This is a genomic window from Azospirillum baldaniorum, assembly GCF_003119195.2.
Classification (GTDB): domain Bacteria; phylum Pseudomonadota; class Alphaproteobacteria; order Azospirillales; family Azospirillaceae; genus Azospirillum; species Azospirillum baldaniorum.
Map to the genome: position 1 here is coordinate 1,103,537 of NZ_CP022253.1, position 25,599 is coordinate 1,129,135.

The window sequence follows — 25,599 nt, forward strand, 5'->3', positions numbered from 1 at the left end:
CCCGAACGAGCAACACGGAGGGCGACGAAGGCGATGTTCTGCAAACACGATCTGGAACGACTCCTGACCGTCGATGCCGCCCCGGCGGTGTCCATCTTCCTGCCCACCCACATCGCCGGGCGCGACATCCGCCAAGACGTGATCCGGCTGCGCAACCTGCTCTCCAAGGCGCAGGACCAGCTGTGCGAGAAGCACGGCCTGCGCCGGCCCGACGCCGAGGCCTTCCTGAAACCGGCGTCCGACCTGCTGGAGCAGAACGAGTTCTGGCGCCATATGGACCGTGGTCTGGCCATCTTCCTGGCCAAGGGCGTATCGGCCATCCACCGCGTGCCCGTCGAACTGCCCGAGGAGGTGGTCGTCAACTCCCGCTTCACGCTGCGGCCGCTGCTGCCGCTGCTGGCGGACGACGGGGCCTTCATGATCCTGGCCGTCACCGCCGGGCGGGCCCGCCTGTTCTGCGCCACGCGCCACGGCATCGCGGAGGAGGATGCCGACCTGCCGCAGGGTGTCGCGGAAATCCACGCCGAAACCAATTACGAGAACAACCTGCACTCGGCCCCGCCGGCCCGCCATGCCGACCGCACGGACCGCGGCGGCGTGTCGATGGTCAAGACGCACAACTTCGGCGAAGACCCCGAGGAACTGCGCAAGGCCCATCTCATCGAGTATCTCGGGCGGGTCGCCGGCCGCGCGCGCGATCACCTGAAACCGTTCCGTGGTCCGCTGGTGCTGGTGGCCGACGAGGAGATCCAGGGGCATCTGCGCAGGGATGCGCATCTTCAGGGGATGCTGGAAGAGGGGGTCGTGACGAACCCTGATGCCCTGGAGATCGACGATCTGCATCGACGCGCCTATGCGGTGGTCCGGCCGATGTTCGAATCGACGCGGCGAACGGCGGTGGAACGGTTCAATGCCCTCCATGGCGACCGCAACACGGCGGAGCGCACGACGACGCGGGCCGAGGACGTGATGGTGGCGGCGCGCGAAGGGCGGGTCGGGGTTCTTCTGGTGGCCGAGAACGACAAGGTCTGGGGCCATTTCCGGGAGGACTATCACCGGGCCTTCCCGTTGCATCACGAGACGGACGGCGCCATCGACCTCGTCGAGGAGGCGGCCACCGAAACGCTGCTGCGCGGCGGTGAGGTGCATGTGGTGACCAAGGCGGAACTGCCGTCCGGTGCCTCGACCGCGGCGATCCTGCGTTTCTGAGTCCGGTGCCCTGGAGTTTTCCGGCAGGCGGGGTGGTGTCCGATGGCGCCGCCCCGCTGTCGTTCCGCCGTCAGGTGGACGCCTTGCTGGGTTTGCCGGTGGGCGCCTTTCCGGCGCGGTAGATGTCCGCCGGGTCCCAGACGGCGCCGTGACGCCGCCGCTTGCCGCCGGTCGTCGTCTCGGCCTTGGCGCGGGGCTTGACGGCGGCCTTCAGGACCGCCTTGCCGATCGGTGCCGCCGGGACGGCCTTCGGCGCCACCGGGGCCGTCAGCATGATCGCCTCGCGCGGGAAAGCCTTTGCCGGTATGGCGGCTGAGGACGCGGCTTCCATTGGCCCGTCATGCTCGTCCTCCCGTGCGTCATGCAGATGGGGGGACAGGGAACTCAACAGCGAGAGAAGCTCGTCGCCCACGCCCTCCGGTGCCGCCCGCCACAAGCGAAGCATGCGCGCCTCGCGGCGGCTGATCGAACTGTCGCTGATCCGGGCGCTGTCCGCTGCAGTCGTTTTTCCGACCGGGGCCTGCGGGTCGTCGTAACAATCGAAGAAAAAACTGACGGGAACGTCGAGTACCTGCCCCAGGCGATAAAGCGTTCCGGCGGAAATGCGGTTGGAGCCCCGCTCATATTTCTGGACCTGCTGAAACGTCAGGCCGATGGCTTCGCCCAGCTTCTCCTGACTCATTCCCAGCAAGGTGCGGCGCATGCGCACGCGCTGCCCGACATGAGCGTCGACCGACCAGGATTCGGGCGATCCGCGTCGCCCTCTTTTGCGTACCGCAGGTTCGCTCATGGACCCGGAACTCCAATGCTTGCGAATAAATATGTAGGATTTGAGAATGTCGCTTGGATTGTTCACACAGAACTTTTCAGCAGGCAAGGGGAATCTCTGAGATTACTGCGCCGATGCCATGACTTGGACAGGTACAATGGCATACTGACTCTCTGGCGCCCTTGCCGCGGCGGGATGCTGAAAACACTGATTGCGGTGTGGTGCCAGCATCGCGCGTGCCGGTTGCGCCGCCGGTCCGGCGGGATGGTTGGGAAACAAACGGAGAGAAACGGTGCGGCGCGCGTGCTGAATATGTCGAATTGTGGTGATTTGGCGCCCGCGGCTTGGTGTGGAAACACTTTGATAATCAAATTCGGATAGGTCGCATGGGATAGAGTTCGCGCCACAGGCAGCGCCGGTCCGGCAGCATCGGGGCGGGGGTGCCGGTGGGCGGCGATGGTTGGCGGCGACGCTCCCCTGCGCCGCCGGATCGCAATCAAAGGATCAGGTCGATGCAGACAAGCAGTCTGGCGGGGCGCTTCAAGGTTGGAACCCGCATTTACTTCGGTTTCCTCGTGGTTCTGCTGCTGCTGGCGGTGGTCGTCGCGATCGGCGTGAGAGGCCTCGGGGTGGCGCGGGACGGCTTCGAGTCCTATGCGGCGGTGAGCAACCACTCGATCCAGGTCAGCTCCATCGATGCGCAGGTCGCCCAGATGCGCCGCCTCGCCTTGACCTTCAACACGTTCGGCGACCCGAAGGTGGCGGACCAGGTGCGCGCCGTCCAGGCGACCCTCGTGAAGGACCTGCGGGGTGCCCTGGACGGCACGACCGGTGAGCGCCGCGCCCTGCTGGAGCGGATGAACCAAGTCTTCGCCAACTACGTGACCGACTTCAACACGCTGGCGGAGCTTCGCCTGCGCCGCGACCGCCTCTACGCCGAGCAGCTCGTCCCGGCGGGCGAGAAGGCGCGCGAGACCGTGTCGCAGCTCGTCTCCACCCTGATCGCCGACGGCGAGCACGAGGCGGCGGCCAACGCCGCCCTCGCGCAGGAGCAGCTTCTGCTGGCGCGGCTGGCCGCGTCGCGCTTCTTCACCAGCCCGAACGAGTCGATCATCACGGAAGTGTCGGCCCGCGACGACGCCTTCGGCGAGGCCATCCGCCGGGCGACGGAGCGGTTGAACAACCCGGCGCGCCGGGCCACGGCGCTGGCCGCCGACCAGCTGGCCGACCGCTACGTCTCGCTGTTCCGCGAAACCGCCGCCGTCATGCTGGAAAACACCCGGCTGGTCGACGTGATGGGCGCGCGCGGCGTCGAATTCGCCGACCTCTCCGACCGCACCGTCGCGATCGAGGGCAAGGACCGCGACGCTGTGCTGGCCGAAACCACCGGCAGCATGGACCGCACCCTGTCGGCCAACATGACGATCGCGGCCGGCGCCTTCCTGTTCGGCCTGCTGCTGGCCTGGGCGGTGGCGCGGTCCATCGTGAAGCCGGTCGTGTCGATGACCGAGACGATGACCAACCTCGCCGACGGCGACCTGACGGTGACCATCCCGGCGCTGGCCAACCGCGACGAGATCGGGCGGATGGCCCAGGCGGTGCAGGTGTTCAAGGACAACGCCATCCAGAAGAAGGCGATGGACGAGGCCGAGCGCGAGCGTCTGGAGGCCGAGCGCCGCGCCGACGAGGCGCAGCGCGCCCGCGAGACGGCGATCGGCGAGGAGATCGCCGCGCTGATCGACGGCGTGTCGAAGGGCGACCTGTCGCGCCGACTCGATCTGACCGGCAAGGACGGCTTCTATCGGACCATGTCGGAGGGCATCAACCGCCTGACCGACACGGTGGAGGCGGTCATCGCCGACCTCGGCGCGGTGCTCAGCGCGCTCGCCCAGGGCGACCTCAACAAGCGGGTGGAGCGCGACTACCAGGGGGCCTTCCAGACGCTGAAGACCGACGTCAACACCACCTCCGCCAAGCTGTCGGAGATCGTCGGCCAGATCCTGCGCGCCACCGACGCAATCTCCGGCGCCGCCTCCGAAGTCTCGCTGGGGTCGAGCGACCTTGCGGAGCGGACGGAGCAACAGGCTTCCTCGCTGGAGGAGACGGCGGCGAGCATGGAGGAGTTGGGGGCGACCGTGCGTTCCAACGCCGACAATGCCCAGCGCGCCAACGGCATGGCCGCCGACGCCCGCACCGCCGCGGAGTCCGGCGGCACGGTGGCGGATTCGGCCATCGACGCGATGAAGCGCATCGAGGCGTCGAGCCGCAAGATCACCGACATCATCGGGGTGATCGACGAGATCGCCTTCCAGACCAACCTGCTGGCGCTGAACGCGGCGGTGGAGGCGGCGCGGGCCGGCGACGCCGGGCGCGGCTTCGCGGTGGTGGCGCAGGAGGTGCGCAACCTCGCCCAGCGCTCCGCCCAGGCGTCCAAGGAGATCAAGGGGCTGATCCTCGACAGCGACAGCCAGGTGAAGGACGGGGTGGAACTGGTCAAGAAGGCCGGCGACGCGCTGGAGGGCATCGTGTCGGGCGTCCAGCAGGTCGCCGGGCTGATCGCCGAAATGGCCTCCGCCTCCTCGGAGCAGGCGGCGGCGCTCGACGAGATCAACGCCACCGTCTCGCAGATGGACGAGATGACCCAGAAGAACGCCGCGCTCGTCGAGGAAACCACCGCCGCCGCGCAGTCGCTCGCCAATCAGGCGACGGATCTGCGGTCGCTGGTCAGCTTCTTCAAGCTGGACGCCGCGGCCTTCCTGGCGGCTCCCGCCGGTCATCAAGGTGGCGGGGCTCCGGCTCTGCGGCGCAGCATCGCCCCGACCAAGCCGGCCCCCGCCAAGCCGGTGGCCCGCAAGGCGGCGGCTCCGACCCGTCCGGCGACGGCGGGCAAGGCGGCCGCGGCGACTCTGCAGCGCGCTTCCGCCGACGAGGACGATTGGAAGGAGTTCTGACCGGGGGGGCTGAAAAAAGCGTGCGATGGAAAAGGCGGCGCGGACGTTTGTCAGGGAAAGCCATCACACCAACCGGGAGTGACGAACCCATGACCGCGCGCCGCCTCGACTCCGTGAAAATCATGGTGCCCCTGGTCCTTGCCGGCGCCCTGTGGGCGGGGCCGGTGGGGGCCGCCGAAACGCCACCCCCACCCGGCGCCGCACCGCCTCCTTCCGGTGCGCCCTCCACGCCGGGCGAACAGGCCCGCCAGGGGGTGGAACTGCTGATGAAGGCCCTGGAAGGGTGGGTGCGGCAGGTGCCGATGTTCGCACCCCCCGAAGTCACGCCGGAGGGCGACATCGTCATCCGACGGCTCGACCGCTCCCGTCCGGCGCCACCCAATCCGACACCGGCCGAACCCGCGCCGCCAAAGTCCGAACCGCCGGTGCCGAACGCGCCGACCGACCTGTAGGGCGGCTAAGCCCGATACAGCAGGTCACGCAGCGCAGCGACGTGGTTTCCGATGCCCGGCGGGGCCTTCGAAAAGGCTTAACGGCTCCTTAATTCATGGTTAATAACGAGTTAACGACCGTTTGCGAGCCGAACAGAGGCCGCATCGGTCCGTCTGCGTGACGCACTGTATCGGCCTTTCCGCCCCGCCGGTCAGCCAGCGTGCCAGGGGCCGCCCGGACGGGCGAATCCTTCCACCTGATCGCGCAGCTTCTGGATCTGCGACGGGGTGAGGGTGAGGCCAAGCCTGGTGGCAAAGGCGGCGGCGAGAGCGCCGCGCGTCGGGCGCTCCCCACGGTCCGACAGGATGCGGTACAGTTCGAACGCCGCGGCGTAGCGCCGCAAGGCTTCCGGACGGCGACGCAGTTGGGCCGCCTGCGGTGTGGCGGCGGCGTCCAGATGGTCTTCCAGACGGCGCAGGGCGTCCGCCGCCGACAGGGCGGGCAGGGGAACGGGCGGGTCCGGTTCACGCTCGGGCTGGCCGATGGCCGCCTTGGCGCGGTGCCGCCGCTGGCGCAAACGGTCCTCGTTGCGCAGCCGCTCCGCATAGGCGGGATCGCTGCGCCGCCGTTCGGTGCGGTTCCGGTTGGCACGGGCGTTGCGTTCCTCCCGGTCCGCGCGGCTCTGCGGATCGCTGAGAAGGAAGGCGAGTTCCTCCGCGGTCAGGCGCAGGGAATCGGTGTCCGGGTCGTTTTCGGCAGTCATGCCGAAAGCAACGTTCCAGGCCCCCTTTCCGATCCATACCACCGAAGAAGGTCACAGGCGGCGGCGCCGTCACGGCGTTTCCGGTCACGGCGATTTCGCTGTCCATCGCAACGGCGCCTCGTGCTAGAGAATGCCCACGACACCAGACGTCACCCCATTTCACAGCAGAACGGGACCCGGCCGGCCATGACCCCCAGGCAAGCCCTCCAGCAGCGCCTCGCCGCCCTGGACGCGCATCTCCGCGCGGAAAACCCGAACCTCCTCCCGGTCATTCCGACCTTCCGCAATTTCGACCGGGTCCTGGTCCGGCTGGGTCTGCTGGGTCCGCACGAGTCGCTGACCACGCGCATTCCATGGTGGCCGATGATCGCGGTGCTGGGGACCTTCTCCGCGGGCAAGTCCACCTTTCTCAACGGCTATCTCGGCGCGCCGCTGCAGAACACCGGCAACCAGGCGGTGGACGACAAGTTCACGGTGATCTGCCACGGGCCGGACACCCGGCGGGAAGCCCTGCCGGGCACCGCGCTGAACGCCGATCCGCGCTTTCCCTTCTACCGGATCGCCGACGAGATCGAGAAGGTCGCGGCGGGCGAGGGCAAGCGCATCGACAACTACCTGCAGCTCAAGACGCTGTCCGGCGACCGGGCACGCGGCAAGATCTTCATCGACTCGCCGGGCTTCGACGCCGACGACCAGCGCCGTTCGGTGCTGCGGCTGGTCGATCACATCGTCGAGCTGTCCGACCTCGTGCTGGTCTTCTTCGACGGGCGCCACCCGGAACCGGGGGCGATGCAGGACACGCTGAAGCATCTGGTGGCGAAGACGGTGGACCGCGCCGACGCCCGCAAGGTCTGCTACATCCTGAACCAGATCGACACCACGGCGAAGGAAGACAATCTGGAGGCGGTGTTCGGCGCGTGGCAGCGCGCCATCGCCCAGGCCGGTCTGGTGTCGGGCCGCTTCTACGCGCTCTACGACAGCAAGTCGGCGGTCGCCATCGCCGACGACGCGGTGCGCGCCCGTTACGAGGCGCGACGCGACTCCGACCTCGCCGAACTCCAGGTGCGCATCAACGAGGTGGAGGTCGCCCGCGCCTACCGCATCGTCGGCATGATCGACAGCCTCGTGAAGGAGCTGAAGGGCGAGATCGTCCCGCAGCTCGCCGCGGCGATGAAGCGCTGGCGCAAGCTGGTGCTGATCGGCGACGCGGTGTGGCTGGCCCTGCTCGCCCTGCTGTTCGGCGGGATCGCCAGTCTTGCCGGCGGCGACACGGTGTCGGCGTTCCTGACTTGGCTGACCCAGTCGCAGCCGGCCTGGGCCGGCGGCCTGCCGGTCGGGGTGCTGGCGGCGCTGGTGGTGCTGGGCGGCCTGTTCGGCGCGGGCCATTTCTGGCTGCGCTCCTTCATGGCCCGGCGGGTCGCCCGTAGCCTGCCGGAGCGCTACGGTGACGTCGACCTGAACCTCCAGCAGGGCTTCCTGCGCAACACCCGCTTCTTCCGCTCGATCTTCCGCAAGAGGCCGGCGGGCTGGAGCGGCGGTGCGGAAAAGCGCATCTTCTCCATCCGCGAAGCGGTGGCGGAGCATGTCCAGCGCATCAACGACCTGTTCACCGACCCCGCCGGGCGGCGCAACCGCGCCCCGGCGGAGTGAGCGGGCGTCCGCAGGAGAGGGGGTAGGGGAGAGGCGATGGCGGGGCGGCGGTGTCTTCTGGCCATGCTCCTGCTGCTGGCGGCGCTCGGTCCCGTCCAGGCGACCCCGCTCGACTCGGCCCCCTTCGACTCGGCCTTGGACCTGGTCACCGGCAACGACTTCGCTCCCTTCACCGGGGAGGATCTGCCAGAGGGCGGTCTGCTGACCGAGATCGTGCGCCGCGCCTTCGGCGAGGTCGGGCTGCGTTACGAGGTGCGCTTCATGCCTTGGCGCCGCGGCTACGACGGCGTCCTGGCGGGCAAGTTCCTGGGCACCTTCCCCTATGTGCGCACGCCGGACCGCGAGATGGAGATGCTGTTCTCCGACCCGCTGCTGGAGGTGCGACAACTCGTCTATCTGTCCACTCACAGCGGCATGGTGTTCCGCACCCCGGAGGATTTCCGGGGCCGCACGGTCTGCGCGCCGGTCGGTTACGCGTTGCCGGCGGAACTGGCGGAACTGGCCGCGGCGGGCGCGCTGTCGCGGGAAAGTCCGGCGGACCTGCCAGCCTGCGTGCGGATGGTCGCCTCGGGCCGGGTGGACGCCTTCGTCATCGATGAATTCACCGGGCGGAGCGCGGTGGCGAAGGCGATGGCCGGGGACGAGATCCGCCTCGCCCCCTTGCCCTACGCCCGCGCCGGGCAGCACCTGATTCTGTCCCGTTCGTTGCCGGAGGCGGCGGCGATCCTGGCCGCCTTCAACGTCGGATTGAGGAAATTGAAGGATGGCGGATCCTTCGAGGAGATCCTGCGCCGCCATCTGTCCGCCGCGCCGTGAGGCATTTGGCGTCGAAGGGGGCAGAACACGCCGAATGGGCGTAATGTTTGCGCCATGCGGCATTGCCAGCGCGACGCAAAGTGCTATAAACGCGCGGACTCGATCTTGGAAAAAGGGGCGTGGCCCGTGGCCATCGACGCTTCCGTTCTGGTCCTGAACGGACCGAACCTGAACATGCTGGGCGTGCGCGAACCGCACATTTATGGCTCCATGACGCTCGACGATCTGGAAGGAGCGTGCCAGGAACGCGCCGAACAGCTCGGGCTGGCCATCGATTTCCGGCAGTCGAACCACGAGGGCGAACTCGTTTCCTGGATTCAGCAGGCGCGGACGGAGCATGATGGCATCGTCATCAACGCCGGCGCTTACAGCCACACCTCCGTCGCCATCATGGACGCGCTGATCCTGTCCGAGCTGCCGATCGTCGAGGTGCATCTCTCCAACATCTACAAGCGTGAGGCCATCCGCCACCACTCGCACATTTCAGCGGTGGCCAAGGGGATGATCTGCGGCTTCGGCCCTCACGGGTATCTGCTGGCGCTGGACGCCATGGCGAATATCCTCGAGCGCGACTAAGGAACACGGGAAAAACGAACACCATGGCAAGCTTCGACATCGACGGCGATCTGGTCCGCAAGCTGGCGGATCTCCTGCGTGAGACGGGCTTGAGCGAGATCGAGTTTGCCGAGGGCGAGAAGCGGATCCGCGTCACCCGCCCGACGGCCGCCCAGGCGGTGGCCGTGCACGCTCCGGTCGCCGCTCCCGCTCCGGTCGCCGCTGCGGCCGCCGCCCCGGCGGGCAAGCCCGCCAGCCATCCCGGCGCCGTCACCTCGCCGATGGTCGGCACGGCCTACGCCGCGGCCGAGCCGGGCGGCACGCCCTTCGTGCGCGTCGGCGACACGGTGAAGGCCGGCCAGACCGTCCTCATCATCGAGGCGATGAAGGTCATGAACCCCATCAAGGCCCCGCGGGGCGGCACGGTTGTCGAGGTCCTGGTCTCCGACAGCCAGCCGGTGGAGTTCGGCGAAGTCCTTATGATCATCGAGTGAGCGGGGATCATCCCTTGGCGATGTTCGAGAAGGTCCTGATCGCGAACCGCGGTGAGATTGCTCTGCGCATCCACCGCGCCTGCCGTGAGATGGGAATCCAGACCGTGGCGGTGCATTCCACCGCCGACGCCGACGCCATGCACGTCCGCCTCGCGGACGAGAGCGTGTGCATCGGCCCCGCGTCGGCCCGCGAAAGCTACCTGAACATTCCGGCGATCCTGTCGGCGGCGTCGATCACCGGGGCGGACGCGATCCATCCCGGCATCGGCTTCCTGTCGGAGAACGCCCAGTTCGCGGAGATGGTGGAGGAGCACGGCTTCACCTTCATCGGCCCGACCGCGGAGCACATCCGCATCATGGGCGACAAGGTCACCGCGAAGAAGACGGTGATGGAGCAGGGGCTGCCCGTGGTCCCCGGTTCCGACGGCCCGGTGCCGACGCTGGAGGAGGCGGAGAAGATCGGCCGCGAGACCGGCTATCCGATCCTCATCAAGGCGGCGGCGGGCGGCGGCGGCAAGGGCATGAAGGTCGCCCGCAACCCCGACCAGCTCAAGGAAGCCTACCAGCTCGCCCGTGGCGAGGCGCGCGCCGCCTTCGGCAACGACGAGGTCTACATCGAGAAGTATCTCGGCAAGCCCCGGCACATCGAGATCCAGCTTCTCGGCGACGAGCACGGCAACTGCGTGCATTTCGGCGAGCGCGACTGCTCCGTGCAGCGCCGTCACCAGAAGGTCATCGAGGAGGCCCCGTCGCCGGCCCTGAACGCCGAGCAGCGCGCCTTCATCGGCGATCTGGCGGCCAAGACGGCGGCGGCCATCGGCTACCGCGGCGTCGGCACGATGGAGTTCCTGTTCGAGGACGGGCAGTTCTACTTCATCGAGATGAACACCCGCCTGCAGGTCGAGCACACGATCACCGAGATGATCACCGGCATCGATCTGGTGCGCGAGCAGATCCGCGTGGCGACCGGCGCTCCGCTCGGCTACGGCCAGGCGGACATCCGTTTCCAGGGCCATTCGATCGAGTGCCGCGTGAACGCGGAGCATCCGGAGACCTTCATCCCGTCGCCGGGGAAGATCGATGGCTACCACGCCCCGGGCGGCCTGGGCGTGCGCGTCGACTCGGCGCTCTACGACGGCTACCGCATCCCGCCGCATTACGACAGCCTGATCGCCAAGCTGGTCGTCCACGGCACCACCCGCAACGAGTGCCTGATGCGGCTGCGCCGGACGATCGAGGAGTATGTGATCGGCGGCGTCGACACCACGCTGCCCCTGCACCAGCGCATCATCGCGCAGCAGGCCTTCATCGACGGCAACTACGACATCCACTGGCTCGAACAGCTGATGGGCATGAAGAAGTAAGCCGTCGAACGGTTCGCTGAAAAGAGCCCTTCCTCCCCATCGGGAGGAAGGGCTCTTTTTGTTTGAGGCAGATTCTAAACCCTCTCCCCCCGGGGAGAGGGTGGCCCGAAGGGCCGGTGAGGGGGGTGCGCTTTTGCCGGAACCCATGGCAACGCACAACCCCCTCACCCTATCCCTCTCCCCGGAGGGGAGAGGGGACATCGGAAGCGTTCATCCCCCGTCACGGCGTCGCGGTCAGCAGCGCGTCGCGGCGGCAGCGGTCGACCACCTTGGCGCCGCAGGGCATGAAGGACAGGTCCTTGTTCAGGCACAGCCGCACCTCGGCCACGTCGCGCTTGGAGCAGACCAGCGCCACCGACTCCGGCTCCAGCCCCGGGTTGGCCTGGACGAACAGGCGTTCCACCTGGGTCGCCGGGATCGACAGGTCGGACTTTGGGGACTGGAGCGCCTCGGGGATCTTCACCTTGGCGAAGGCCTTGCGGACCTGCGCGAAATAGTCGGTGACGGGCAAGCCGCTGCAGGTGCCGTGCTTCGTCCATTGGTGCACGATCAGCCCGACGCTGGGCATCACCGGCATGGTGGCGTCCACCACGGCGCGGGGGACCGTGCGGTCGCGGGTGCAGGTGGCCGGGTAGCCGCCGTTGCTGTACTGCGGCCACAGGCCGTGGACGATGAAGCCGAACTTGCGCTCCACCCCGCACTGGTCGGGATCGGCGTCGCCCTGATTCTTGGCGCAGTGGGTGGGCGACCAGGACAGGCTGAGCACATAGTAATCGAAGGTGCCGGGCTCCGCCTTGCGCTGCGCCCATGACGCGCCGGTCATCGAGAGAAACGCAACCACCGATACGATGATGGCTGACAGAACCGTCTTCATGTTGGAGATCCTCCGGTGGACACCTCTTTCCGTTGCATACCATGGTGGGAGCCACCTGTCGCGCGGAAGTGGTGCGCTGAGATAAGGTTGCGGGGGTGAGGGGACGAACGGCTATAGTGTCCGCGATGATCGAACTGTCCGCATCGCTGCTTCTGCGCGCCTACGCCGCCGGCATTTTCCCGATGGCGGAGAACGCCGACTCCGAGGAGCTGTACTGGTTCGATCCGGAGCGGCGCGGCGTCCTGCCGTTGGAGGGCTTCCACGTCCCGCGCAAGCTGCGCAAGACCGTGCGGCGCGGCCCGTTCGCGCTGCGCTTCGACACGGCCTTCCGTGCGGTGATCGAGGCCTGCGCCGAACCGACGCCGGACCGCCCCAAGACCTGGATCAACGGCGACATTCTGCGACTCTACACCGAACTGCACGAGCGCGGCTGCGCCCACAGCGTGGAATGCTGGAGCGGCGGCCAACTCGTCGGCGGCCTCTACGGCGTCGCTTTGGGCGGCGCCTTCTTCGGGGAAAGCATGTTCAGCCGCGTCACCGACGCCAGCAAGGTGGCGCTGGTGCATCTGGTCGCCCGGCTGCGGGCGGCGGGTTACACGCTGCTGGACGCGCAATTCGTGACGGAGCATCTGAGCCAGTTCGGCGCCATGGAGATCCCGCGCGCCGAGTACCGCCGCCGGCTGGCCGCCGCCCTGGCGGTGCCGACCGACTTCGGCGGCGTCGACCAGGAGGCGGCCATCACGGCGCTGTTCGGCCCGGAGGGCTGAGGGCGGGGCGCTGGGCCGGGCTCAGTCGCCCTCGCAGGACAGGACCCAGACGTCGTAGATCGGGTGCTCCATCGCCGACAGGGCGGGGCTGGAGGCGAACATCCAGCCGCTGAACACCGGTTCGGCCTGTTCGCCGGGCTTGCTCTCGATCACTTCGAGGAAGGCCGCGGTCTCGGGCGGCTCGATCGGCGGGTTTTCCTTGCAGGCGCGCAGGGTGATGCGCAGGCTGCCGAGCGCCTTGGTCTCGCCGACAGCGATGGTGAAGGTGGAAGTGCGGGCGGTGATCTTGTCGAGCCCCTGCAGCTTGGCGGCGGGGCGGCTGACCATCTCCTCCGGCACCGGGGCGGCGGCGGCCGGGCCGGTCAGGCCCAGAACCGGAAGGCAGAGCAGCGCGGCCGCCAGGGCCGCGCCGCGAACGCGTTTGCCACCGATCGGGCTGATGAGGCTTTTCGGAGTCGTCGTCACTTGGATCGTCGTCACTGGGGATCGCTTCCGTGATGTCGAACGGCGTGGGCCGAAACCCGACAGCCTTCTAGCCCGGAAGCGTCTCCCCGTCTACTCCGTGCCAGCTTTGTTGGGCCCGCTTTACTGGGTGATGCTGCCGCTGGGACGGGTGCCGCCATAGGGAGCGTTGGTGGTGGACGGACCGGCGGTGCCCTCCTTCTCCTCGACCTTCTGGGTGGCGGTGCCGCCCGCGGCGCCCGCGGCGCCACCGACCACCGCGCCGACCGGCCCACCGATCACGGCGCCCGCCGCAGCCCCGCCCAGAGCGCCGCTGGCGGCCTTCTCCTCGGTGTTGACGCCGCAGGCGGCGGCGAGCAGGGCGAGGCCGAGAACCAGGAAACGGGCTTTCATCGCTGATCTCCTTTGATGAGGGTGCCGTGTTGGGTCTGCGGAAGGAAACGGCAGCGTGGCCGCGGCTGTTCCGAAGGGGGTTGGGAAAAAGTGGGTGAGCAAACGAAAAAAGGGGCCATGAGGCCCCTTCGTTCGTCGTCTCATTGTGCAGCGTTTACAGCTTGGGCGGCTCGCCGCCCTCCTGGCCGGGCTTGCTCATGTTCTGCAGCGAGAAGATGACCTGGCCCAGGAGCTGCTCGATGCCGGGGGTGCTCTGCGTGTATTCGACGCGGCCGTCCGGCTTGAGCATGTCTTCTTCGCCGCCTGGCTCCAGCGACAGGAACTTGCCGCCCAGCAGGCTTTCCGAGGCGATGACCGCCGCGGTGTCCTTGGGCAGCTTGATGTCCGGGTGGATCGACATGTGCACGACCGCCTGATAGCTCTTCGGGTCGAGCGTCAGTTCGGTGACCGACCCCACCTTCACGCCGCTGATCCGCACGTCCGCACCGCTCTGCAGGCCGGAGATGCTGGTGAAATTGGCGGTGAGGGCGTAGCCGTTCACCTTGCGCAAATCGGCGCTGGTGTAGGCGAAAGCCAGAAAAAAGCCGGCCACGGCGAGGACGACCCCGCCGAGCACGGTTTCAATCACATTGCGGCGCATGAGAGATTCCTAAAGGACCGCGCGGGCGTCTCAGCCCGGAGTCCAGGGTTCGTAATCGCCGGTGGCGCGCACGCGCTGCCCGCCCGCATACTGGTGCCCGGGCGGCCGGTAGGCCTGGAGCGAGCCGGACAGGTTCGGGAGATGTTCCTTCTGCCACGGCTTGTGGAAGGCGCTGTTGCCTTCCGGCAGCGGCTCCTTGGTGGTGTGGTGCAGCCAGGAATGCCATTCCGGCGGCACCTTGGAGGCATCCGGCTCGCCGGCATAGATCACCCAGCGGCGTTCCTTGACGCCGGCGATCGCGCTCGGGGCGCGGTAATAGGTGTTGCCGAAGCGGTCGGTGCCGACCTTGTTGCCCCGGCGCCAGGTGACAAACCGGATGTGGATGTTCGCCATCCAGGTGATCAGGGAGATCTTCTCGCTCATCGTCGCTCGCGGTCGGTAAGCCATTCGGCCGGACGGGCTGGCCGGTTAAACGCGGGCGGCACTATGACACCCCCGGCCACGCTCGTCCACAGACTCTGCAACGTCTTTTCCCGCCTGACGGATTTGCCGTCAGGCGATGCGCCGGTCGGTCAACAGAAGGCGCAACGCGAAACCCAGGAACAGCACCCCCGCGACGCCGTCCAGAACCGCCCGCACCCGCGCGCTCGACAGGGCGCGGCGCGCCGCACCGGCGCTGAGCGCCGCGACCCCCAGCAGGTAGAGGCCGCCGATGACGCCGAGGATCGCGCCGAGCAAGAAGATCTGCAGCGCGACGTGGCCGAGCGCCGGTGCGACGAATTGCGGCACGAAGGCGAGATAGAACAGGATGACCTTCGGATTCAGCAGGTTGGTCAGCAACGCCTGGAGGAAGACGCGGTGCGCCGGGGCCGACTCGGGCTTGGCGGTTGTCTCCTCTTCGCCGCCGCGCCGGCCGCAGCCGGTCCGCAGGGCGCTCCACAGCGCCCGCCCGCCGATCCAGCCCAGATAGGCGCCGCCGGCGTAGCGCAGCACGTCGAACAGGGCCGGCGAGGCGGCGACCAGCGCCGAGATGCCGGCGGCGGCGAGCAGCGCGTGGATCAGGTTGCCCAGCGTGATGCCGGCGGTGGCGACGACACCGGCGTTGCGTCCGTCCATCACGCTGCGCGACAGGACAAGCAGCGAATCCGGTCCCGGCGCCAGCGTCAGGACCAGCGCCGCGACGAGGTAGAGCTGAAGCAGATGCGGGTCGAGCGGCAGGGGCATGGAAGTCTCCGTCAGTCGGGCCAGCGCCGGTGCAGCCAGAGCCATTCGGCGGGGCGTTCGCGAATCCATTGCTCCAACAGCCCGTTCAAGCGCTCCATCAAAATCCGCACATCAGCGTTGCGGTCACCGGTGTTAGGAGACTCGACCGGCGGCAGGACGGTGATGCGGAAGCGCGCGCCGTCCAGGCGCTCGGTCCGCGCCGGCACCAGCGGGATGCCCAGCCGCAGGGCGAGCTGCGCCGCCGCCGGGGCGGTCATGGCGTCGCGCCCGAAGAAGGGGACAGGCATGCCGTCGTTCATCTTCTGGTCGATCAGCATGCCGACATGCCCGCCCTTGGTCAGCACCCGGATCAGCGTGCGCGCGCCCTCAGGTCCCTTGGGAATGTGCGTGCCGCCGGCGGCTCCCCGCAGTTCGGTCAGCAGCCGGCTCACATAGGGGTTGTTGGGCGCGCGGTAGACCACCGCCAGTTCCAATCCCATCTTGCGGGAGCAGACGGGCTTCACTTCCCAGTTGGCGAAATGGCCGGAGACGAGGATGCCGGCCTTGCCGTCGTCGCGCAGGGCGTCGATGTGCTCCGCCCCGATCACCTCGGTCCGCCCGCCGGGGCCGTACGCGCCGATGGCGTCGAGGTGCGGGTACTCGGCGATGACGCGGCCCAGATTGTCCCACATGCCGAGGACGATCGCGTCGATCTCCGCGCGGGACTTCTCGGGGAAGGCGCGTTCCAGGTTGCGGCGGGCGGTGCGGGTGCCGCGCAGGCGCGGGCCGACCGTCCGCCCGATCCAGCCGCCGAGCGCCGAGGCGCGGTCCACCGGAAGGGCGCGGAACAGGCCGCAGAAGCCATGGACGAGGACGGCCTCCAGCGGGTAGCCGACCCGGCGGGTCAGCCAGGACACCAGGGGGCCGCGCGGCTTAGCCATTGGGAACTCCAGTCGGAAGCCCGGTCAGAAGAGGGGCGAGCAGGCGGTCGAGGGCGGCGGGGTCCCGCCAGACGGCGCGCACCGGCACCGCCCGGACCAGGGCGCGCAGGGGCTCCGGCAGGCGGACGGCGTCCTTCACGGTGGTGACTGGCACGGCGCCCAGCGCGTTGGCGCGGTCGATCAGGGCCATCACCTCCTCGGGGCGGTAGGGATGGTGGTCGGCGAAGGCGACACGCTCCACCACGCGGGCGCCCAGCGCTTCCAGCGTCGCGAAGAACTTTGCCGGCCGCCCGATGCCGGCGAAGGCCAGGACCGTCCGTCCGGCCAGGGCACGGGCCTCGTCGACCGGTTCCAGCCGGGCGTGCAGGACGGGCAGGGCGCCGGCCACCCGGTGCTCCACCCCGGCACGGTCCTCGCCCAGCACGACCACCGCGCCGGCGCGGGCCAGCCCATGGGCCACCGGCTCGCGCAGGGGGCCGGCGGGGATGAGATGGCCGTTGCCGAAGCCCACCGCCCCGTCCACCACGATCAGCGAGAAATCCTTGGCGAGGCCGGGATTCTGGAAGCCGTCGTCCATCACCAGGACGGAGGCGCCCGCGGCGATGGCCGCCCGGGCCCCGGCTGCGCGGTCGCGCGCCACCCAGCAGGGGCCATGGGCGGCGAGCAGCAGCGCCTCGTCGCCCACCGCGGCCGAATCGTGGATGCCGAGATCGACGGCCAGCGGGCCGCGCTCCCGCCCGCCATGACCGCGGGTGAGGAAGGCGGGGGCGATGCCGCGGGCGCTCAGCGCTTCGGCCACGGCGATGCAGACCGGCGTCTTGCCGGCGCCGCCCGCCACCAGATTGCCGACGCAGAGGACCGGGGCCGCGGCCCGCTCCGGCTGACCCGCTGCCATGCGCAGCCGCCCGGCCAGCCCGTAGAGCGCGCCCAGCGGGGCGAGCGCCCAGCCGAGAGCCGCCCCGGCGGCTCCGCCGGACCCGTACCAGAAGCCGGGAGTCCTCATGCCGCGGGCCGGACGCGTCCGGCGCCGAGGACGGGAGCGAGCGCCGCGAGCGCGCGGTCGACGATCCGCCGGTTGCCCCCGGTCACCGCGGTCGCCGTCGCGACGACGCGGGCGCGGGCGGCCTCGTCGGTCAGCAGGCGCCCGACCGCATCGGGGAGGGACTCCGTCCCGGCCACCGGAAGGGCGCCGCCGGCGGCTTCGAGCTGGCGGGTGATCTCCGTGAAGTTCCACATGTGCGGGCCGTAGAGGACGGCGCAGCCGAGCAGGGCCGGTTCCACCGGGTTCTGGCCGCCGTGGGGGACGAAGGAACCGCCCATGCAGACCACCGGGGCCAGCCGGTAGAACAGCCCCATCTCCCCCATCGTGTCGGCGATGTGCACGGCGTCCGCGGCGGCGGGCAGGGCGCCTTCGCCGCGGCGCGAGACGGTCAGACCGCGCCCGCGCAGCAGCGCCGCGATGTCGGCGCCGCGATGGGCGTGGCGCGGGATCACCAGGGTCAGCAGGCCGGGCAGGCGCGGGGCCAGCGCCTCATGCACCGCGGCGGCCACCTCGTCCTCGCCGGGGTGGGTGCTGGCGAGCAGCCAGACGGGGCGCCCGGCGCAGGCCGCGCGCAGCGCCGCCAGAGCCGCGGGATCGGCGGGCGGCGGCTCGGCGGAGAATTTCAGGTTGCCGACGCTGACGACGCCCCGCGCGCCCAGCCGGCGCAGGCGGTCGGCGTCCTCCTCCGACTGGGCCAGCGTGACCTGGAAGGTGGAGAGCAGCGGCGTGATCAGGCCCGACGCGCAGCGCCAGCGGTTGAAGGAGCGCTCCGACATGCGGGCGTTGACCAGCGCCGCCGGAATGCCGCGCGCCCGCACGGCGCCGAGCAGGTTGGGCCAGATCTCCGATTCCGTCCACAGCACCAGATCGGGGCGCCAATGGTCGAGGAAACGGTCCACCGCGGCGGGCAGATCCACCGGCACATACTGGTGAAAGGCGCGCTCCGGCAGGCGGCGGGCCATCAGCTCCGCCGAGGTGACCGTGCCGGTGGTCATCAAAACCGTCAGGTCCGGCGTCTCGTCGAGCAGGCGGTCGATGAGGACAAGGACCGAGTTGGCTTCGCCCACGCTGGCCGCGTGAATCCAGGCAAGCCGCCCGGGAGGGCGTGGGCGCGCGGCCGTGCCGAACCGCTCCCCCCGGCGGGCGGAGTCCTCCTTGCCGGCGGCCAGACGCCGGTCGAGATACAGACGAACCGCCGGCCCGGCAAGGGTCGTCAGGCCGCGGTAGAGTGACTGAAGCATGCGGGTCGAAACGCCATCCGACAAAACCAGCGCGGCCAGATTTCCCGGCCACGGTCTCCACCACTTTAGCACGGTGGGCTGTGGCAGAGGTAAGGCTTTGCGCTAGCGCCCGCCGGAAGGCTGATGGCCGGATGGGGATTGTTCGCATACCAGGGTATGACGATTTTGCGACCCGTTATGATAATTTTGAAGCAATCCGATGCTATCCTGGTGGCGTAGAAACGTTGGCAGCTTCAAGGAAGGCGGGCATGCGCCGGCCTCCAACATTTCAGGATGATAACATCATGGCGGGCGTACAGGAACGTGACGGCCAGGAAAACCGGCTCCGGGCCTTCAGCATCACCGAAGGGGACATCGCGCGCCTGCGCGCCAACCGGGATTTCGCGCAGCACCGCCTGCCCGCGCTGCTGGAGCAATGGCACAGCGCCTTCGCGGCTTGGCCGGAAATCCGCGACGCCCTGACCCTGCCCGACGTCCACGCCGCGCGTGTCGCCCATTGGAGCCGCGTGGTCTCGGGCGATCTCGGGCCAGGCTTCCTGGAATCAGCCCATCGGCTGGCCAAGGCCTTCTACGACCATGGCGTGCCGGGCTATGCGGTCGCCATCTGCCATCACACGGTGTCCAGCGGCATCGTCCGCGAACTGGACCTCGACGCGGCGGAAGGGCGCGGATCGCTGTTCGGATCGAGAAAGGCGGCGGAGCGGGCAGCCCTGCGCGACACGCTGGGCCGCGTCACCTGGCTCGACCTCGAGGTGCTGCTGGAGACCTACGCGGCGGCCGAGCAGGAGAGCAAGCGCGCCATTCTGAACCAGCTCGCCGACAACCTGGAAGGCAGCGTCCGCGGCATCGCCGACAACACGGTGGCCGCGTCGGACGAGATGAGGGGCAACGCCCAGCGCATGGCGCAGATCGCCGCCGCCACCAACCGCCAGTCGCTCGCCGTCGCCGCCGCTGCCGAGCAGGCGTCGGCCAACGTGCAGACGGTCGCCGCCGCGTCCGAACAGCTCACCAGCTCCATCGCCGAGATCAGCCGGCAGGTCGCCCAGTCGTCGCAGGTCGCCCGCGGCGCGGTGGCCGAGGCGGAGCGGACCAACGCCACGGTGAACGGGCTGGTCGACGCCGCGCAGAGGATCGGCGCGGTGCTTCAACTCATCAACAGCATCGCGGGGCAGACCAACCTGCTGGCGCTGAACGCGACGATCGAGGCCGCCCGCGCCGGGGAAGCCGGCAAGGGCTTCGCGGTGGTCGCGCAGGAGGTCAAGAACCTCGCCAACCAGACGGCCAAGGCGACCGAGGACATCTCCATCCAGATCGCCAGCATCCAGGAGGTCGCGCGCGGCTCCGCCGAGGCGCTGAGCGGCATCGGCACCACCATCGGCAGCATCAACGACATCGTCATCACCGTCTCCGCCGCGGTGGAGCAGCAGACCGTCGCGACCCAGGAGATCGTCCGCAACGTGCAGGAGGCCGCACGCGGAACCCGCAGCGTGACCGACACCATCGGGGCGGTGACCAGCGGCGCGTCGGAGACCGGCAGCCTGGCCGAGGAGGTGCTGGGGTCCGCCGGCAATCTGCATCGCGAGTCCGACCGCCTGCGCGAGAGCGTGAACCTGTTCATGCAGCGCATCCGCGCCGCGTGATCGGAATGGGCGGGGACCGGCCGCGTGCCGGCCCCGCTCCATGTCGTTCTCAGGTGAATGGGCGCAGGTTCGCCAGGAACTGCTCGGCGGAGCGGCGCCAGGAGAAGTTCAAGGCATAGTCCCGGCACAGGTCCGGCGGGATGGTCAGGGCGCGCTCGATCGCCCCTTTCAGGTCCTCGTCCAGGCAGCCGACACCGGAACCGTCGACCACGTCCAAGGGGCCGGGCACCGGGTAGGCGGCCACCGGCACGCCCGAGGCCAGCGCCTCCAGCAGCACCAGACCGAAGGTGTCGGTGCGCGACGGGAAGACGAAGACATCCGCCGCCGCGTAATGCTGGGCCAGTTCCTCGCCATGGCGGGCGCCGGCCCAATGGACCTCCGGGTATTTCTGCTGAAGCTCCGCGCGGGCCGGGCCGTCGCCGACCACCAGCTTGCTGCCCGGCAGGTCGAGCTTCAGGAACTCCTCCAGGTTCTTCTCCACCGCCACGCGCCCGACATAGAGGGCGATGGGGCGGGGCAGCGCCAGGAAGCCCTTGGCGCGGGGGCGGAACAGGTCGGTGTCCACGCCGCGCGTCCAGCGCCGGATGTTGGTGAAGCCGCGGGCGGCGAGGTCGCTCTCGATGGATGGCGTCGCCACCATCACCGCCGAGGACGGCCTGTGGAAGCGGCGCACCACCGCGTAGCTGAGCGCAAGGGGAACCGGCGCCCGGTCGCGCACATATTCGGGAAAGCGGGTGTGGTAGGCGGTGGTGAAGGGCCGGCCGCGGTGGAGGCAGTAGCGCCGGGCGGCGAAGCCCAGCGGCCCTTCGGTGGCGATGTGGATGCAGTCGGGGCGCAGCGCGTCGATCATCGCGTTCAGCCGCCGTCCCGCGCCCAGAGCCAGCCGGATTTCCGGATAGGTGGGCATGGGCACGGTGCGGAAGCGGTCGGGGCCGATCACCTCGACCCTATGGCCCATGGCCTCCAGCTCCGAGCGGACGGTGCCGATGGTGCGCACCACGCCGTTGACCTGGGGGAGCCAGGCGTCGGAGACGATCAGGATGTTCACGCCGCAACCGACTCCTTGGCCGCCTTCTCCTTCACATTCTCCGGCTTCTCCTTGGCCGGGATGCGGGCGGGCAGCGTCGTTGCGGCGCGCCGGCGGATGTCCGCCGCCCAATCGATGATCTCCAGCCGGCCGCAGGGATGCTCGACCAAGGCGGTGCAGGACTCGACCCAGTCGCCGTCGTTGCAATAGAGGATTCCTTCCATGTCGCGGATTTCCGCGGTGTGGATGTGGCCGCAGACGACTCCGTCCACCTTGCGGCGCCGGGCCTCGTCGCCGAGAGCGGTCTCGTAGTTGCCGATGAACTCGACCGCCGTCTTCGTCTTGTGCTTCAGGAAGGCGGACAGGGACCAGTAGGGGAAGCCCAGCTTGCGGCGGGCCCAGTTGAACAGCGTGTTGGCCTGGAGCAGGACCACGTAGGCGTTGTCGCCGATGAAGGCCAGCCAGCGGGCGTACTTCACCACCACGTCGAAGCGGTCGCCGTGGGTGACCAGAAGCTGCCTCCCGTCGGCGGTGACGTGGATCATCTCCTCGACCACCTGGACGCCGCCGAACTGCAGGCCGGCGTAATCGCGGGCGGCCTCGTCGTGGTTGCCGGGAATGTAATAGACCTGCACACCCTTGCGAGCCCGGCGCAGGATCTTCTGCACCACGTCGTTGTGCGCCTGCGGCCAGTACCAGGTCTTGCGCAGACGCCAACCGTCCACGATGTCGCCGACGAGATAGAGGTGGTCGGACTCGTTGTGCTTCAGGAAATCGAGAAGATACTCCGCCTTGCATCCCCGCGTGCCCAGATGGACGTCGGAGATCCAGATGCTGCGGTATCGCTTGACGTCGCGTGATGCGCTCATGCCCCGCTCCATCGCCGTTCCGGCAAGGGTTCGTTGAAACGTCTTCCCTATATCCGCGGGTCATTCTCTTGACAATATTTTCGATCACCCGCATCTGTTGGGGATGATGATTTTGGTAAGACTTCTTGACAGCGTAACAAAGGCGAAAAATGACTTTATCAAAACTGAAACAGGATGGTCATATTGGGGGCTGGTGTGGCTGACGGGGGCGAATCGGTGCCTGAGGCGTCCGGGCCGGCCGCGGCGAGCCGGCGTCGTCTTCTGGTCATCCACAATCCGGTGGCCGGCGCCCGCCGGGCGCGCCGTCTGGGTGCGGTGCTGGAACTGCTGGAGCAGCGCCACGGGGCCGTGGTGACGCTTCGGGCCACCGGCGGGCGCGGCGACGCGGAGGCGATGGCCCGGGCGGTGGCGCCCGGCGCCTTCGACGCGGTGGTCGCGGCGGGCGGCGACGGCACCATCAATGAGGTGGTCAACGGGCTGGGGACGCGCGGAGGCGAGGAGACGACGATTCCCTTGGGCATCGTGCCGCTGGGCACCGCCAACGTGCTGGCCCATGAACTGGACCTGCCGCTGGATGCGGAGGGCGTGGCGCGGGTGCTGGCGGAAGGGCGCACGCTGCCCGTGCATCTGGGTGTGGCGAATGGCCGCGCCTTCGCCATGATGGCCGGCGCCGGCCTGGACGCCTGGGTGGTCGAGCGGGTGGACACGCGGCTGAAGCGGCTGATCGGCAAGGGCGCCTATGCGGTGGAAACGCTGGTCCGGATCGCCGCGGGCGGTGGCGGTCCCTACCGCGTGGCGGTGGACGGCGCAGAGCCGGTGGAGGTCGCTTCCGTCATCGTCGCCAAGGGGCATTTCTACGGGGGGCGCTTCGTCTGTGCGCCGGACGCCCGGCTGACCGACCCACGGCTGCACGTCTGCCTGTTTCCGCGGGCGGGGCGGGGGAACGCCCTGCGCTACCTCTGGGGCGTCACCGCCGGGCGGCTGCCGCGCTTCCCCGACTACCGCATCCTGCCGGCCCGCCGGGTGGTCGTCGACGGGCCGGCGGGGGAGCCCGTGCAGGGCGACGGTGACGTGATCGCCCGTCTGCCGGCTGAGATCGGGCTGGCGCCGTGGGTCCTGCCGCTGCTGGCGCGCTGAACAGTGTTTTAAGAGTCCGTTAAGGGGTCTCTTGGGAAAATTACTTGGGAACATTCGATAATTACTTCGGTCTCTAAGGATTAAGGCCCCGCGGTCCAGGCGGGACCGCAAGGGGGAAGCCATGTCCACGTCGATCAACGCCTTGTTTTCGGCCACCACGGCCAGCAGCACCGTGACCGCCACCAAATGGAAGCCCGCCGGAGGCGCCGCGGAGGCGGAGGGGACCTGGAAGGCGGCCTCCGACGCCGGGTCCTCCGCGGGCTCCGCGGCCCTGGCCGCCTTGAAGGGCGAGGACAGCGTGGAACTCAGCGGGCTGGCCAAGTCGCTGACCGGCGTGGCGGGGAAGGTCTTCGCGTCCATCGGCTCCAAGGGCCGCGCGATGCTGGAAGACTTCGTCAAGTCTGGCAAGATGACCGAGAAGGACGTGGCGCTTGGGCTGCGTCAGATGGCGACCAACGCCGTGAAGGACCGCTACGTGAAGGAGCGGCCCCAGGACGAGGAGGACAAGGCCTGGGCGGAGGAGGCCGAACTGGCTGAAAAAGCCTTCAAGACCAAGACGGAGCGCATGGGCAAGGCCATGTCGGCCCTGAACGAGGCGCGGACCGCCGCCTACGACGCCTTCGGAAAGGACGAGGACACCGAGGCGTTCCAGGCGGCGATGGCCCCGGCCAATGCCCTCTTCCGCGCGGAGGCGGCGGACATCCAGCGCGAGGCGGTCGAAACCGCCGGTGGCGATCCGAACAAGATCATGGGAAAGGCCTTCGGGTATTCCCTGCAAAAGGGAGAGGACGCGTTCGAAAAGCTGGATTTCGGCGCGGAAGTGGAAGGCGGCGAGGGTGGGCTGCTGTCATCGGACAATGAGAAGGGAAAGGCCGCCGCCAAGCTAATGAATGACCTGGGCTTCGAGGGGAAGCTTTACGCAAACGGTCTCGCGCAGTACGCCGCGGACGTGGACATTCCCGGCATCGGGCGCGGTGAGGTCGACAAGAGCCGCCCAGGGGGCAAAGACTTCGAGCCCTCCGCCAAGGAGGAGGCCGAGGCCGCCGGACTGCCGCCGCCGCCCACCACGGTGCTGACCACCAGCCAGACCCCGGGGCTCCAGGGCTTTGCGAAGGTCGTGCAGGACGCCCGCGACTCGCTGGACGCCACCTACACGGCCATGGCGAAGGAAGGCAAGGGGGTGAACTACTCCGACCCGACCGGCAAGGACGTGGAACGGTTGTTCGGCGGCTTCGACCGGCGCAGCCTCCACGCCATCGCCAGCAACAAGGATGGGACCTTCTCCAAGAACGAGCAGCAGGCGGCACAGTCCGTCATGGCCCGCCAGCAGAAGCAGGCGATGGACGCCGCCGACCCCCTCGGCACCGACAAGGCCGCCGCCTACCGCGCCGGGGTGAAGTTCCTTGACGAGGCCAGTCAGGAGGAAAAGGACTCGGTCAACTGGTCGGTGCAGCGGGCGGCACTCCAGTACAGCTACGAGAAAACGACGAAGGAAACCGGTGCGCCGATGGAGCGGTTGGGCAACGGCAGTGCGCTCGCCTCGGTGCTGAAGGATGCGCTGGAGGCCCAGGACGCGCAGACCACCGACGTGATGAAGAGCATCGGTGGAAAGACGATGGGCGGGGAGGGCCCCGGCTACGTGACCGACCTGAAGAGCCTGTCGCTGTTCCGGGATTTCCTGCCCAACCTGTCGGTGCGCGGCGCCGGTGGCCCGATGAGCGTGACGGTCTGATATCCTGCCCTTGCCACAGGCCAGCGGCGGAGCTTGAGGCTAATCCGATGGGGGTAGGGTCGCGGGGTGCGCCGGCGGCTCACCTTCGGCAGGCAGGGGAATGCGGATCATGAGCAGGGATCGGATGCGGCACCGGAGTGGGCGTGCCGCGCTGGCGCTTCTGGCGGTGCTGTCCATCACCAGTCCAGCCACCGGCCCGGCGCTGGCGGACAAGCCCGACTGGGCCGGTGGTCCCGGCGGAGGGCACGGCAAGCCGCAGGGTGGGCCGTCTTATGAATCCCAGGGGAGCGAATCCCAAGGGCGCGACTCAAAAGGGCGCGCCTCCGGAGGGTCGGTGTCCCGCGGCGAGGTGACGATCATCCGGGACTATTTCGTCGCCCATCCGGTCGGGGTGACGGCTCTGCCGCCGGGGATCGCGAAGAAGCTGGCGCGCGGCCAGCCGCTGCCGCCGGGAATCGCCAAAAAGGTGGCGCCCGTCGATCTGCGCCAGCGGGTGCCGGTGTGCATGAACGGCTGGGAGTGCATCCTGGCCGGCGCGGACATGCTGATCCTGGACGCGGTCCACGGCACCATCGCCGACATCGTCCGCGGCGTGGTTCGTTAACAGGGGGGTCCGCTGACCGAAAAA

26 protein-coding genes are annotated in these 25,599 nt (G+C 68.9%); 13 read left to right on the plus strand and 13 right to left on the minus strand.

Annotation, left to right across the window (positions count from 1 at the left end; all coding sequences use genetic code 11):
- The first annotated feature begins 33 nt into the window (after positions 1 to 33).
- Positions 34 to 1,209, plus strand: coding sequence for a baeRF3 domain-containing protein (locus Sp245p_RS05145; RefSeq protein WP_014241166.1), 1,176 nt, complete (start codon positions 34 to 36; stop codon positions 1,207 to 1,209).
- 70 nt (positions 1,210 to 1,279) lie between these two features.
- Here Sp245p_RS05145 and Sp245p_RS36495 read toward each other — a convergent pair whose 3' ends face one another.
- A complete protein-coding gene (locus Sp245p_RS36495) occupies positions 1,280 to 1,999 on the minus strand; it encodes a helix-turn-helix domain-containing protein (protein WP_082188172.1) in 720 nt (239 codons plus the stop codon).
- 491 nt (positions 2,000 to 2,490) lie between these two features.
- Here Sp245p_RS36495 and Sp245p_RS05155 point away from each other — a divergent pair, with 491 nt between their 5' ends.
- Together Sp245p_RS05155 and Sp245p_RS05160 are read left to right on the plus strand one after the other, a co-directional pair.
- Positions 2,491 to 4,929 (plus strand): methyl-accepting chemotaxis protein, encoded by a 2,439-nt coding sequence (locus tag Sp245p_RS05155; protein ID WP_014241163.1) that lies wholly within the window; start codon positions 2,491 to 2,493, stop codon positions 4,927 to 4,929.
- An 89-nt stretch (positions 4,930 to 5,018) separates the two neighbouring features.
- Positions 5,019 to 5,381: a hypothetical protein gene (locus Sp245p_RS05160; RefSeq protein ID WP_014241162.1), complete on the plus strand. Its 363-nt coding sequence runs from the start codon at positions 5,019 to 5,021 to the stop codon at positions 5,379 to 5,381.
- 191 nt (positions 5,382 to 5,572) lie between these two features.
- On the opposite strand, the gene Sp245p_RS05165 is transcribed toward Sp245p_RS05160, so the two are convergent.
- Positions 5,573 to 6,124 carry a hypothetical protein gene (locus tag Sp245p_RS05165; RefSeq protein WP_014241161.1) on the minus strand — a complete coding sequence of 184 codons (552 nt, stop codon included), beginning with the start codon at positions 6,122 to 6,124 and terminating at the stop codon, positions 5,573 to 5,575.
- Positions 6,125 to 6,310: 186 nt separating this feature from the next.
- Between Sp245p_RS05165 and Sp245p_RS05170 the strand changes: the two genes are divergently transcribed.
- The 5 genes from Sp245p_RS05170 (at position 6,311) to accC (ending at position 11,003) form a co-directional block, all read left to right on the plus strand.
- Positions 6,311 to 7,774 carry a dynamin family protein gene (locus tag Sp245p_RS05170; RefSeq protein ID WP_014241160.1) on the plus strand — a complete coding sequence of 488 codons (1,464 nt, stop codon included), beginning with the start codon at positions 6,311 to 6,313 and terminating at the stop codon, positions 7,772 to 7,774.
- 63 nt (positions 7,775 to 7,837) lie between these two features.
- Positions 7,838 to 8,590, plus strand: coding sequence for a substrate-binding periplasmic protein (locus Sp245p_RS05175; RefSeq protein WP_246119771.1), 753 nt, complete (start codon positions 7,838 to 7,840; stop codon positions 8,588 to 8,590).
- A gap of 126 nt (positions 8,591 to 8,716) precedes the next feature.
- A complete protein-coding gene (gene aroQ / locus Sp245p_RS05180) occupies positions 8,717 to 9,166 on the plus strand; it encodes a type II 3-dehydroquinate dehydratase (RefSeq protein ID WP_014241158.1) in 450 nt (149 codons plus the stop codon).
- A 23-nt stretch (positions 9,167 to 9,189) separates the two neighbouring features.
- Positions 9,190 to 9,639 carry an acetyl-CoA carboxylase biotin carboxyl carrier protein gene (gene accB, locus Sp245p_RS05185; protein ID WP_014241157.1) on the plus strand — a complete coding sequence of 150 codons (450 nt, stop codon included), beginning with the start codon at positions 9,190 to 9,192 and terminating at the stop codon, positions 9,637 to 9,639.
- 20 nt (positions 9,640 to 9,659) lie between these two features.
- Entirely contained in the window at positions 9,660 to 11,003 is a 1,344-nt protein-coding gene (gene accC, locus Sp245p_RS05190) for an acetyl-CoA carboxylase biotin carboxylase subunit (RefSeq protein ID WP_014241156.1), read from the plus strand.
- Positions 11,004 to 11,223: 220 nt separating this feature from the next.
- Here the strand turns inward: accC and Sp245p_RS05200 are convergent, their stop codons facing one another.
- A complete protein-coding gene (locus Sp245p_RS05200) occupies positions 11,224 to 11,877 on the minus strand; it encodes a ribonuclease T2 family protein (RefSeq protein WP_014241155.1) in 654 nt (217 codons plus the stop codon).
- Positions 11,878 to 12,002: 125 nt separating this feature from the next.
- On the opposite strand from Sp245p_RS05200, the gene aat reads away from it, so the two are divergent.
- Positions 12,003 to 12,644: a leucyl/phenylalanyl-tRNA--protein transferase gene (aat, locus tag Sp245p_RS05205; RefSeq protein ID WP_014241154.1), complete on the plus strand. Its 642-nt coding sequence runs from the start codon at positions 12,003 to 12,005 to the stop codon at positions 12,642 to 12,644.
- Positions 12,645 to 12,665: 21 nt separating this feature from the next.
- Here aat and Sp245p_RS05210 read toward each other — a convergent pair whose 3' ends face one another.
- From Sp245p_RS05210 to Sp245p_RS05245, 8 genes are all read right to left on the minus strand, one after another.
- Positions 12,666 to 13,124 carry a DUF2155 domain-containing protein gene (locus Sp245p_RS05210; RefSeq protein WP_014241153.1) on the minus strand — a complete coding sequence of 153 codons (459 nt, stop codon included), beginning with the start codon at positions 13,122 to 13,124 and terminating at the stop codon, positions 12,666 to 12,668.
- 105 nt (positions 13,125 to 13,229) lie between these two features.
- Positions 13,230 to 13,499 (minus strand): hypothetical protein, encoded by a 270-nt coding sequence (locus Sp245p_RS05215; RefSeq protein ID WP_014241152.1) that lies wholly within the window; start codon positions 13,497 to 13,499, stop codon positions 13,230 to 13,232.
- Between the two features lie 154 nt (positions 13,500 to 13,653).
- Positions 13,654 to 14,139, minus strand: coding sequence for an outer membrane lipid asymmetry maintenance protein MlaD (mlaD, locus tag Sp245p_RS05220; protein WP_014241151.1), 486 nt, complete (start codon positions 14,137 to 14,139; stop codon positions 13,654 to 13,656).
- A 30-nt stretch (positions 14,140 to 14,169) separates the two neighbouring features.
- A complete protein-coding gene (locus Sp245p_RS05225; protein WP_014241150.1) occupies positions 14,170 to 14,562 on the minus strand; it encodes an NADH:ubiquinone oxidoreductase subunit NDUFA12 in 393 nt (130 codons plus the stop codon).
- A gap of 129 nt (positions 14,563 to 14,691) precedes the next feature.
- Positions 14,692 to 15,363 (minus strand): LysE family translocator, encoded by a 672-nt coding sequence (locus Sp245p_RS05230; RefSeq protein ID WP_014241149.1) that lies wholly within the window; start codon positions 15,361 to 15,363, stop codon positions 14,692 to 14,694.
- 11 nt (positions 15,364 to 15,374) lie between these two features.
- On the minus strand, positions 15,375 to 16,283 hold the full coding sequence (locus tag Sp245p_RS05235) for a lipid A biosynthesis lauroyl acyltransferase (RefSeq protein WP_109138395.1): 909 nt from the start codon (positions 16,281 to 16,283) through the stop codon (positions 15,375 to 15,377).
- Positions 16,276 to 17,286 (minus strand): tetraacyldisaccharide 4'-kinase, encoded by a 1,011-nt coding sequence (gene lpxK, locus Sp245p_RS05240; protein WP_014241147.1) that lies wholly within the window; start codon positions 17,284 to 17,286, stop codon positions 16,276 to 16,278. The genes Sp245p_RS05235 and lpxK overlap by 8 nt, the downstream gene beginning before the upstream one ends.
- Positions 17,283 to 18,566 carry a 3-deoxy-D-manno-octulosonic acid transferase gene (locus Sp245p_RS05245; protein ID WP_109138396.1) on the minus strand — a complete coding sequence of 428 codons (1,284 nt, stop codon included), beginning with the start codon at positions 18,564 to 18,566 and terminating at the stop codon, positions 17,283 to 17,285. The genes lpxK and Sp245p_RS05245 overlap by 4 nt, the downstream gene beginning before the upstream one ends.
- Before the next feature lie 284 nt (positions 18,567 to 18,850).
- Here Sp245p_RS05245 and Sp245p_RS05250 point away from each other — a divergent pair, with 284 nt between their 5' ends.
- Positions 18,851 to 20,206, plus strand: a complete 1,356-nt coding sequence (locus Sp245p_RS05250; protein WP_014241145.1) for a globin-coupled sensor protein — start codon at positions 18,851 to 18,853, stop codon at positions 20,204 to 20,206.
- Between the two features lie 49 nt (positions 20,207 to 20,255).
- Here the strand turns inward: Sp245p_RS05250 and Sp245p_RS05255 are convergent, their stop codons facing one another.
- Together Sp245p_RS05255 and Sp245p_RS05260 are read right to left on the minus strand one after the other, a co-directional pair.
- Positions 20,256 to 21,254: a glycosyltransferase family 4 protein gene (locus Sp245p_RS05255; RefSeq protein WP_014241144.1), complete on the minus strand. Its 999-nt coding sequence runs from the start codon at positions 21,252 to 21,254 to the stop codon at positions 20,256 to 20,258.
- Positions 21,251 to 22,102, minus strand: coding sequence for a UDP-2,3-diacylglucosamine diphosphatase (locus tag Sp245p_RS05260; RefSeq protein ID WP_014241143.1), 852 nt, complete (start codon positions 22,100 to 22,102; stop codon positions 21,251 to 21,253). Before Sp245p_RS05260 ends, Sp245p_RS05255 begins: the two co-directional genes overlap by 4 nt.
- A 216-nt stretch (positions 22,103 to 22,318) precedes the next feature.
- Between Sp245p_RS05260 and Sp245p_RS05265 the strand changes: the two genes are divergently transcribed.
- The 3 genes from Sp245p_RS05265 (at position 22,319) to Sp245p_RS05275 (ending at position 25,575) form a co-directional block, all read left to right on the plus strand.
- On the plus strand, positions 22,319 to 23,239 hold the full coding sequence (locus Sp245p_RS05265; RefSeq protein WP_244439312.1) for a diacylglycerol/lipid kinase family protein: 921 nt from the start codon (positions 22,319 to 22,321) through the stop codon (positions 23,237 to 23,239).
- A gap of 121 nt (positions 23,240 to 23,360) precedes the next feature.
- Positions 23,361 to 24,971, plus strand: a complete 1,611-nt coding sequence (locus tag Sp245p_RS05270) for a hypothetical protein (protein WP_014241141.1) — start codon at positions 23,361 to 23,363, stop codon at positions 24,969 to 24,971.
- A gap of 109 nt (positions 24,972 to 25,080) precedes the next feature.
- Positions 25,081 to 25,575 carry an anti-virulence regulator CigR family protein gene (locus Sp245p_RS05275; RefSeq protein ID WP_014241139.1) on the plus strand — a complete coding sequence of 165 codons (495 nt, stop codon included), beginning with the start codon at positions 25,081 to 25,083 and terminating at the stop codon, positions 25,573 to 25,575.
- Positions 25,576 to 25,599: the final 24 nt, after the last annotated feature.

What these genes read in the sequence shown, in the direction of transcription:
- Sp245p_RS05165 (WP_014241161.1), bottom strand. Translation starts at nt 6,124, where the DNA reads ATGACTGCCGAAAACGACCCGGACACCGATTCCCTGCGCCTGACCGCG.
- Sp245p_RS36495 (WP_082188172.1), bottom strand. Translation starts at nt 1,999, where the DNA reads ATGAGCGAACCTGCGGTACGCAAAAGAGGGCGACGCGGATCGCCCGAA.
- mlaD (WP_014241151.1), bottom strand. Translation starts at nt 14,139, where the DNA reads ATGCGCCGCAATGTGATTGAAACCGTGCTCGGCGGGGTCGTCCTCGCC.
- Sp245p_RS05270 (WP_014241141.1), top strand. Translation starts at nt 23,361, where the DNA reads ATGTCCACGTCGATCAACGCCTTGTTTTCGGCCACCACGGCCAGCAGC.
- aat (WP_014241154.1), top strand. Translation starts at nt 12,003, where the DNA reads ATGATCGAACTGTCCGCATCGCTGCTTCTGCGCGCCTACGCCGCCGGC.
- Sp245p_RS05145 (WP_014241166.1), top strand. Translation starts at nt 34, where the DNA reads ATGTTCTGCAAACACGATCTGGAACGACTCCTGACCGTCGATGCCGCC.
- accC (WP_014241156.1), top strand. Translation starts at nt 9,660, where the DNA reads ATGTTCGAGAAGGTCCTGATCGCGAACCGCGGTGAGATTGCTCTGCGC.
- Sp245p_RS05275 (WP_014241139.1), top strand. Translation starts at nt 25,081, where the DNA reads ATGAGCAGGGATCGGATGCGGCACCGGAGTGGGCGTGCCGCGCTGGCG.
- accB (WP_014241157.1), top strand. Translation starts at nt 9,190, where the DNA reads ATGGCAAGCTTCGACATCGACGGCGATCTGGTCCGCAAGCTGGCGGAT.
- Sp245p_RS05230 (WP_014241149.1), bottom strand. Translation starts at nt 15,363, where the DNA reads ATGCCCCTGCCGCTCGACCCGCATCTGCTTCAGCTCTACCTCGTCGCG.
- Sp245p_RS05245 (WP_109138396.1), bottom strand. Translation starts at nt 18,566, where the DNA reads ATGCTTCAGTCACTCTACCGCGGCCTGACGACCCTTGCCGGGCCGGCG.
- Sp245p_RS05225 (WP_014241150.1), bottom strand. Translation starts at nt 14,562, where the DNA reads ATGAGCGAGAAGATCTCCCTGATCACCTGGATGGCGAACATCCACATC.
- Sp245p_RS05175 (WP_246119771.1), top strand. Translation starts at nt 7,838, where the DNA reads ATGCTCCTGCTGCTGGCGGCGCTCGGTCCCGTCCAGGCGACCCCGCTC.
- Sp245p_RS05170 (WP_014241160.1), top strand. Translation starts at nt 6,311, where the DNA reads ATGACCCCCAGGCAAGCCCTCCAGCAGCGCCTCGCCGCCCTGGACGCG.
- Sp245p_RS05235 (WP_109138395.1), bottom strand. Translation starts at nt 16,283, where the DNA reads ATGGCTAAGCCGCGCGGCCCCCTGGTGTCCTGGCTGACCCGCCGGGTC.
- Sp245p_RS05155 (WP_014241163.1), top strand. Translation starts at nt 2,491, where the DNA reads ATGCAGACAAGCAGTCTGGCGGGGCGCTTCAAGGTTGGAACCCGCATT.
- Sp245p_RS05215 (WP_014241152.1), bottom strand. Translation starts at nt 13,499, where the DNA reads ATGAAAGCCCGTTTCCTGGTTCTCGGCCTCGCCCTGCTCGCCGCCGCC.
- Sp245p_RS05250 (WP_014241145.1), top strand. Translation starts at nt 18,851, where the DNA reads ATGGCGGGCGTACAGGAACGTGACGGCCAGGAAAACCGGCTCCGGGCC.
- Sp245p_RS05200 (WP_014241155.1), bottom strand. Translation starts at nt 11,877, where the DNA reads ATGAAGACGGTTCTGTCAGCCATCATCGTATCGGTGGTTGCGTTTCTC.
- Sp245p_RS05260 (WP_014241143.1), bottom strand. Translation starts at nt 22,102, where the DNA reads ATGAGCGCATCACGCGACGTCAAGCGATACCGCAGCATCTGGATCTCC.
- lpxK (WP_014241147.1), bottom strand. Translation starts at nt 17,286, where the DNA reads ATGAGGACTCCCGGCTTCTGGTACGGGTCCGGCGGAGCCGCCGGGGCG.
- Sp245p_RS05160 (WP_014241162.1), top strand. Translation starts at nt 5,019, where the DNA reads ATGACCGCGCGCCGCCTCGACTCCGTGAAAATCATGGTGCCCCTGGTC.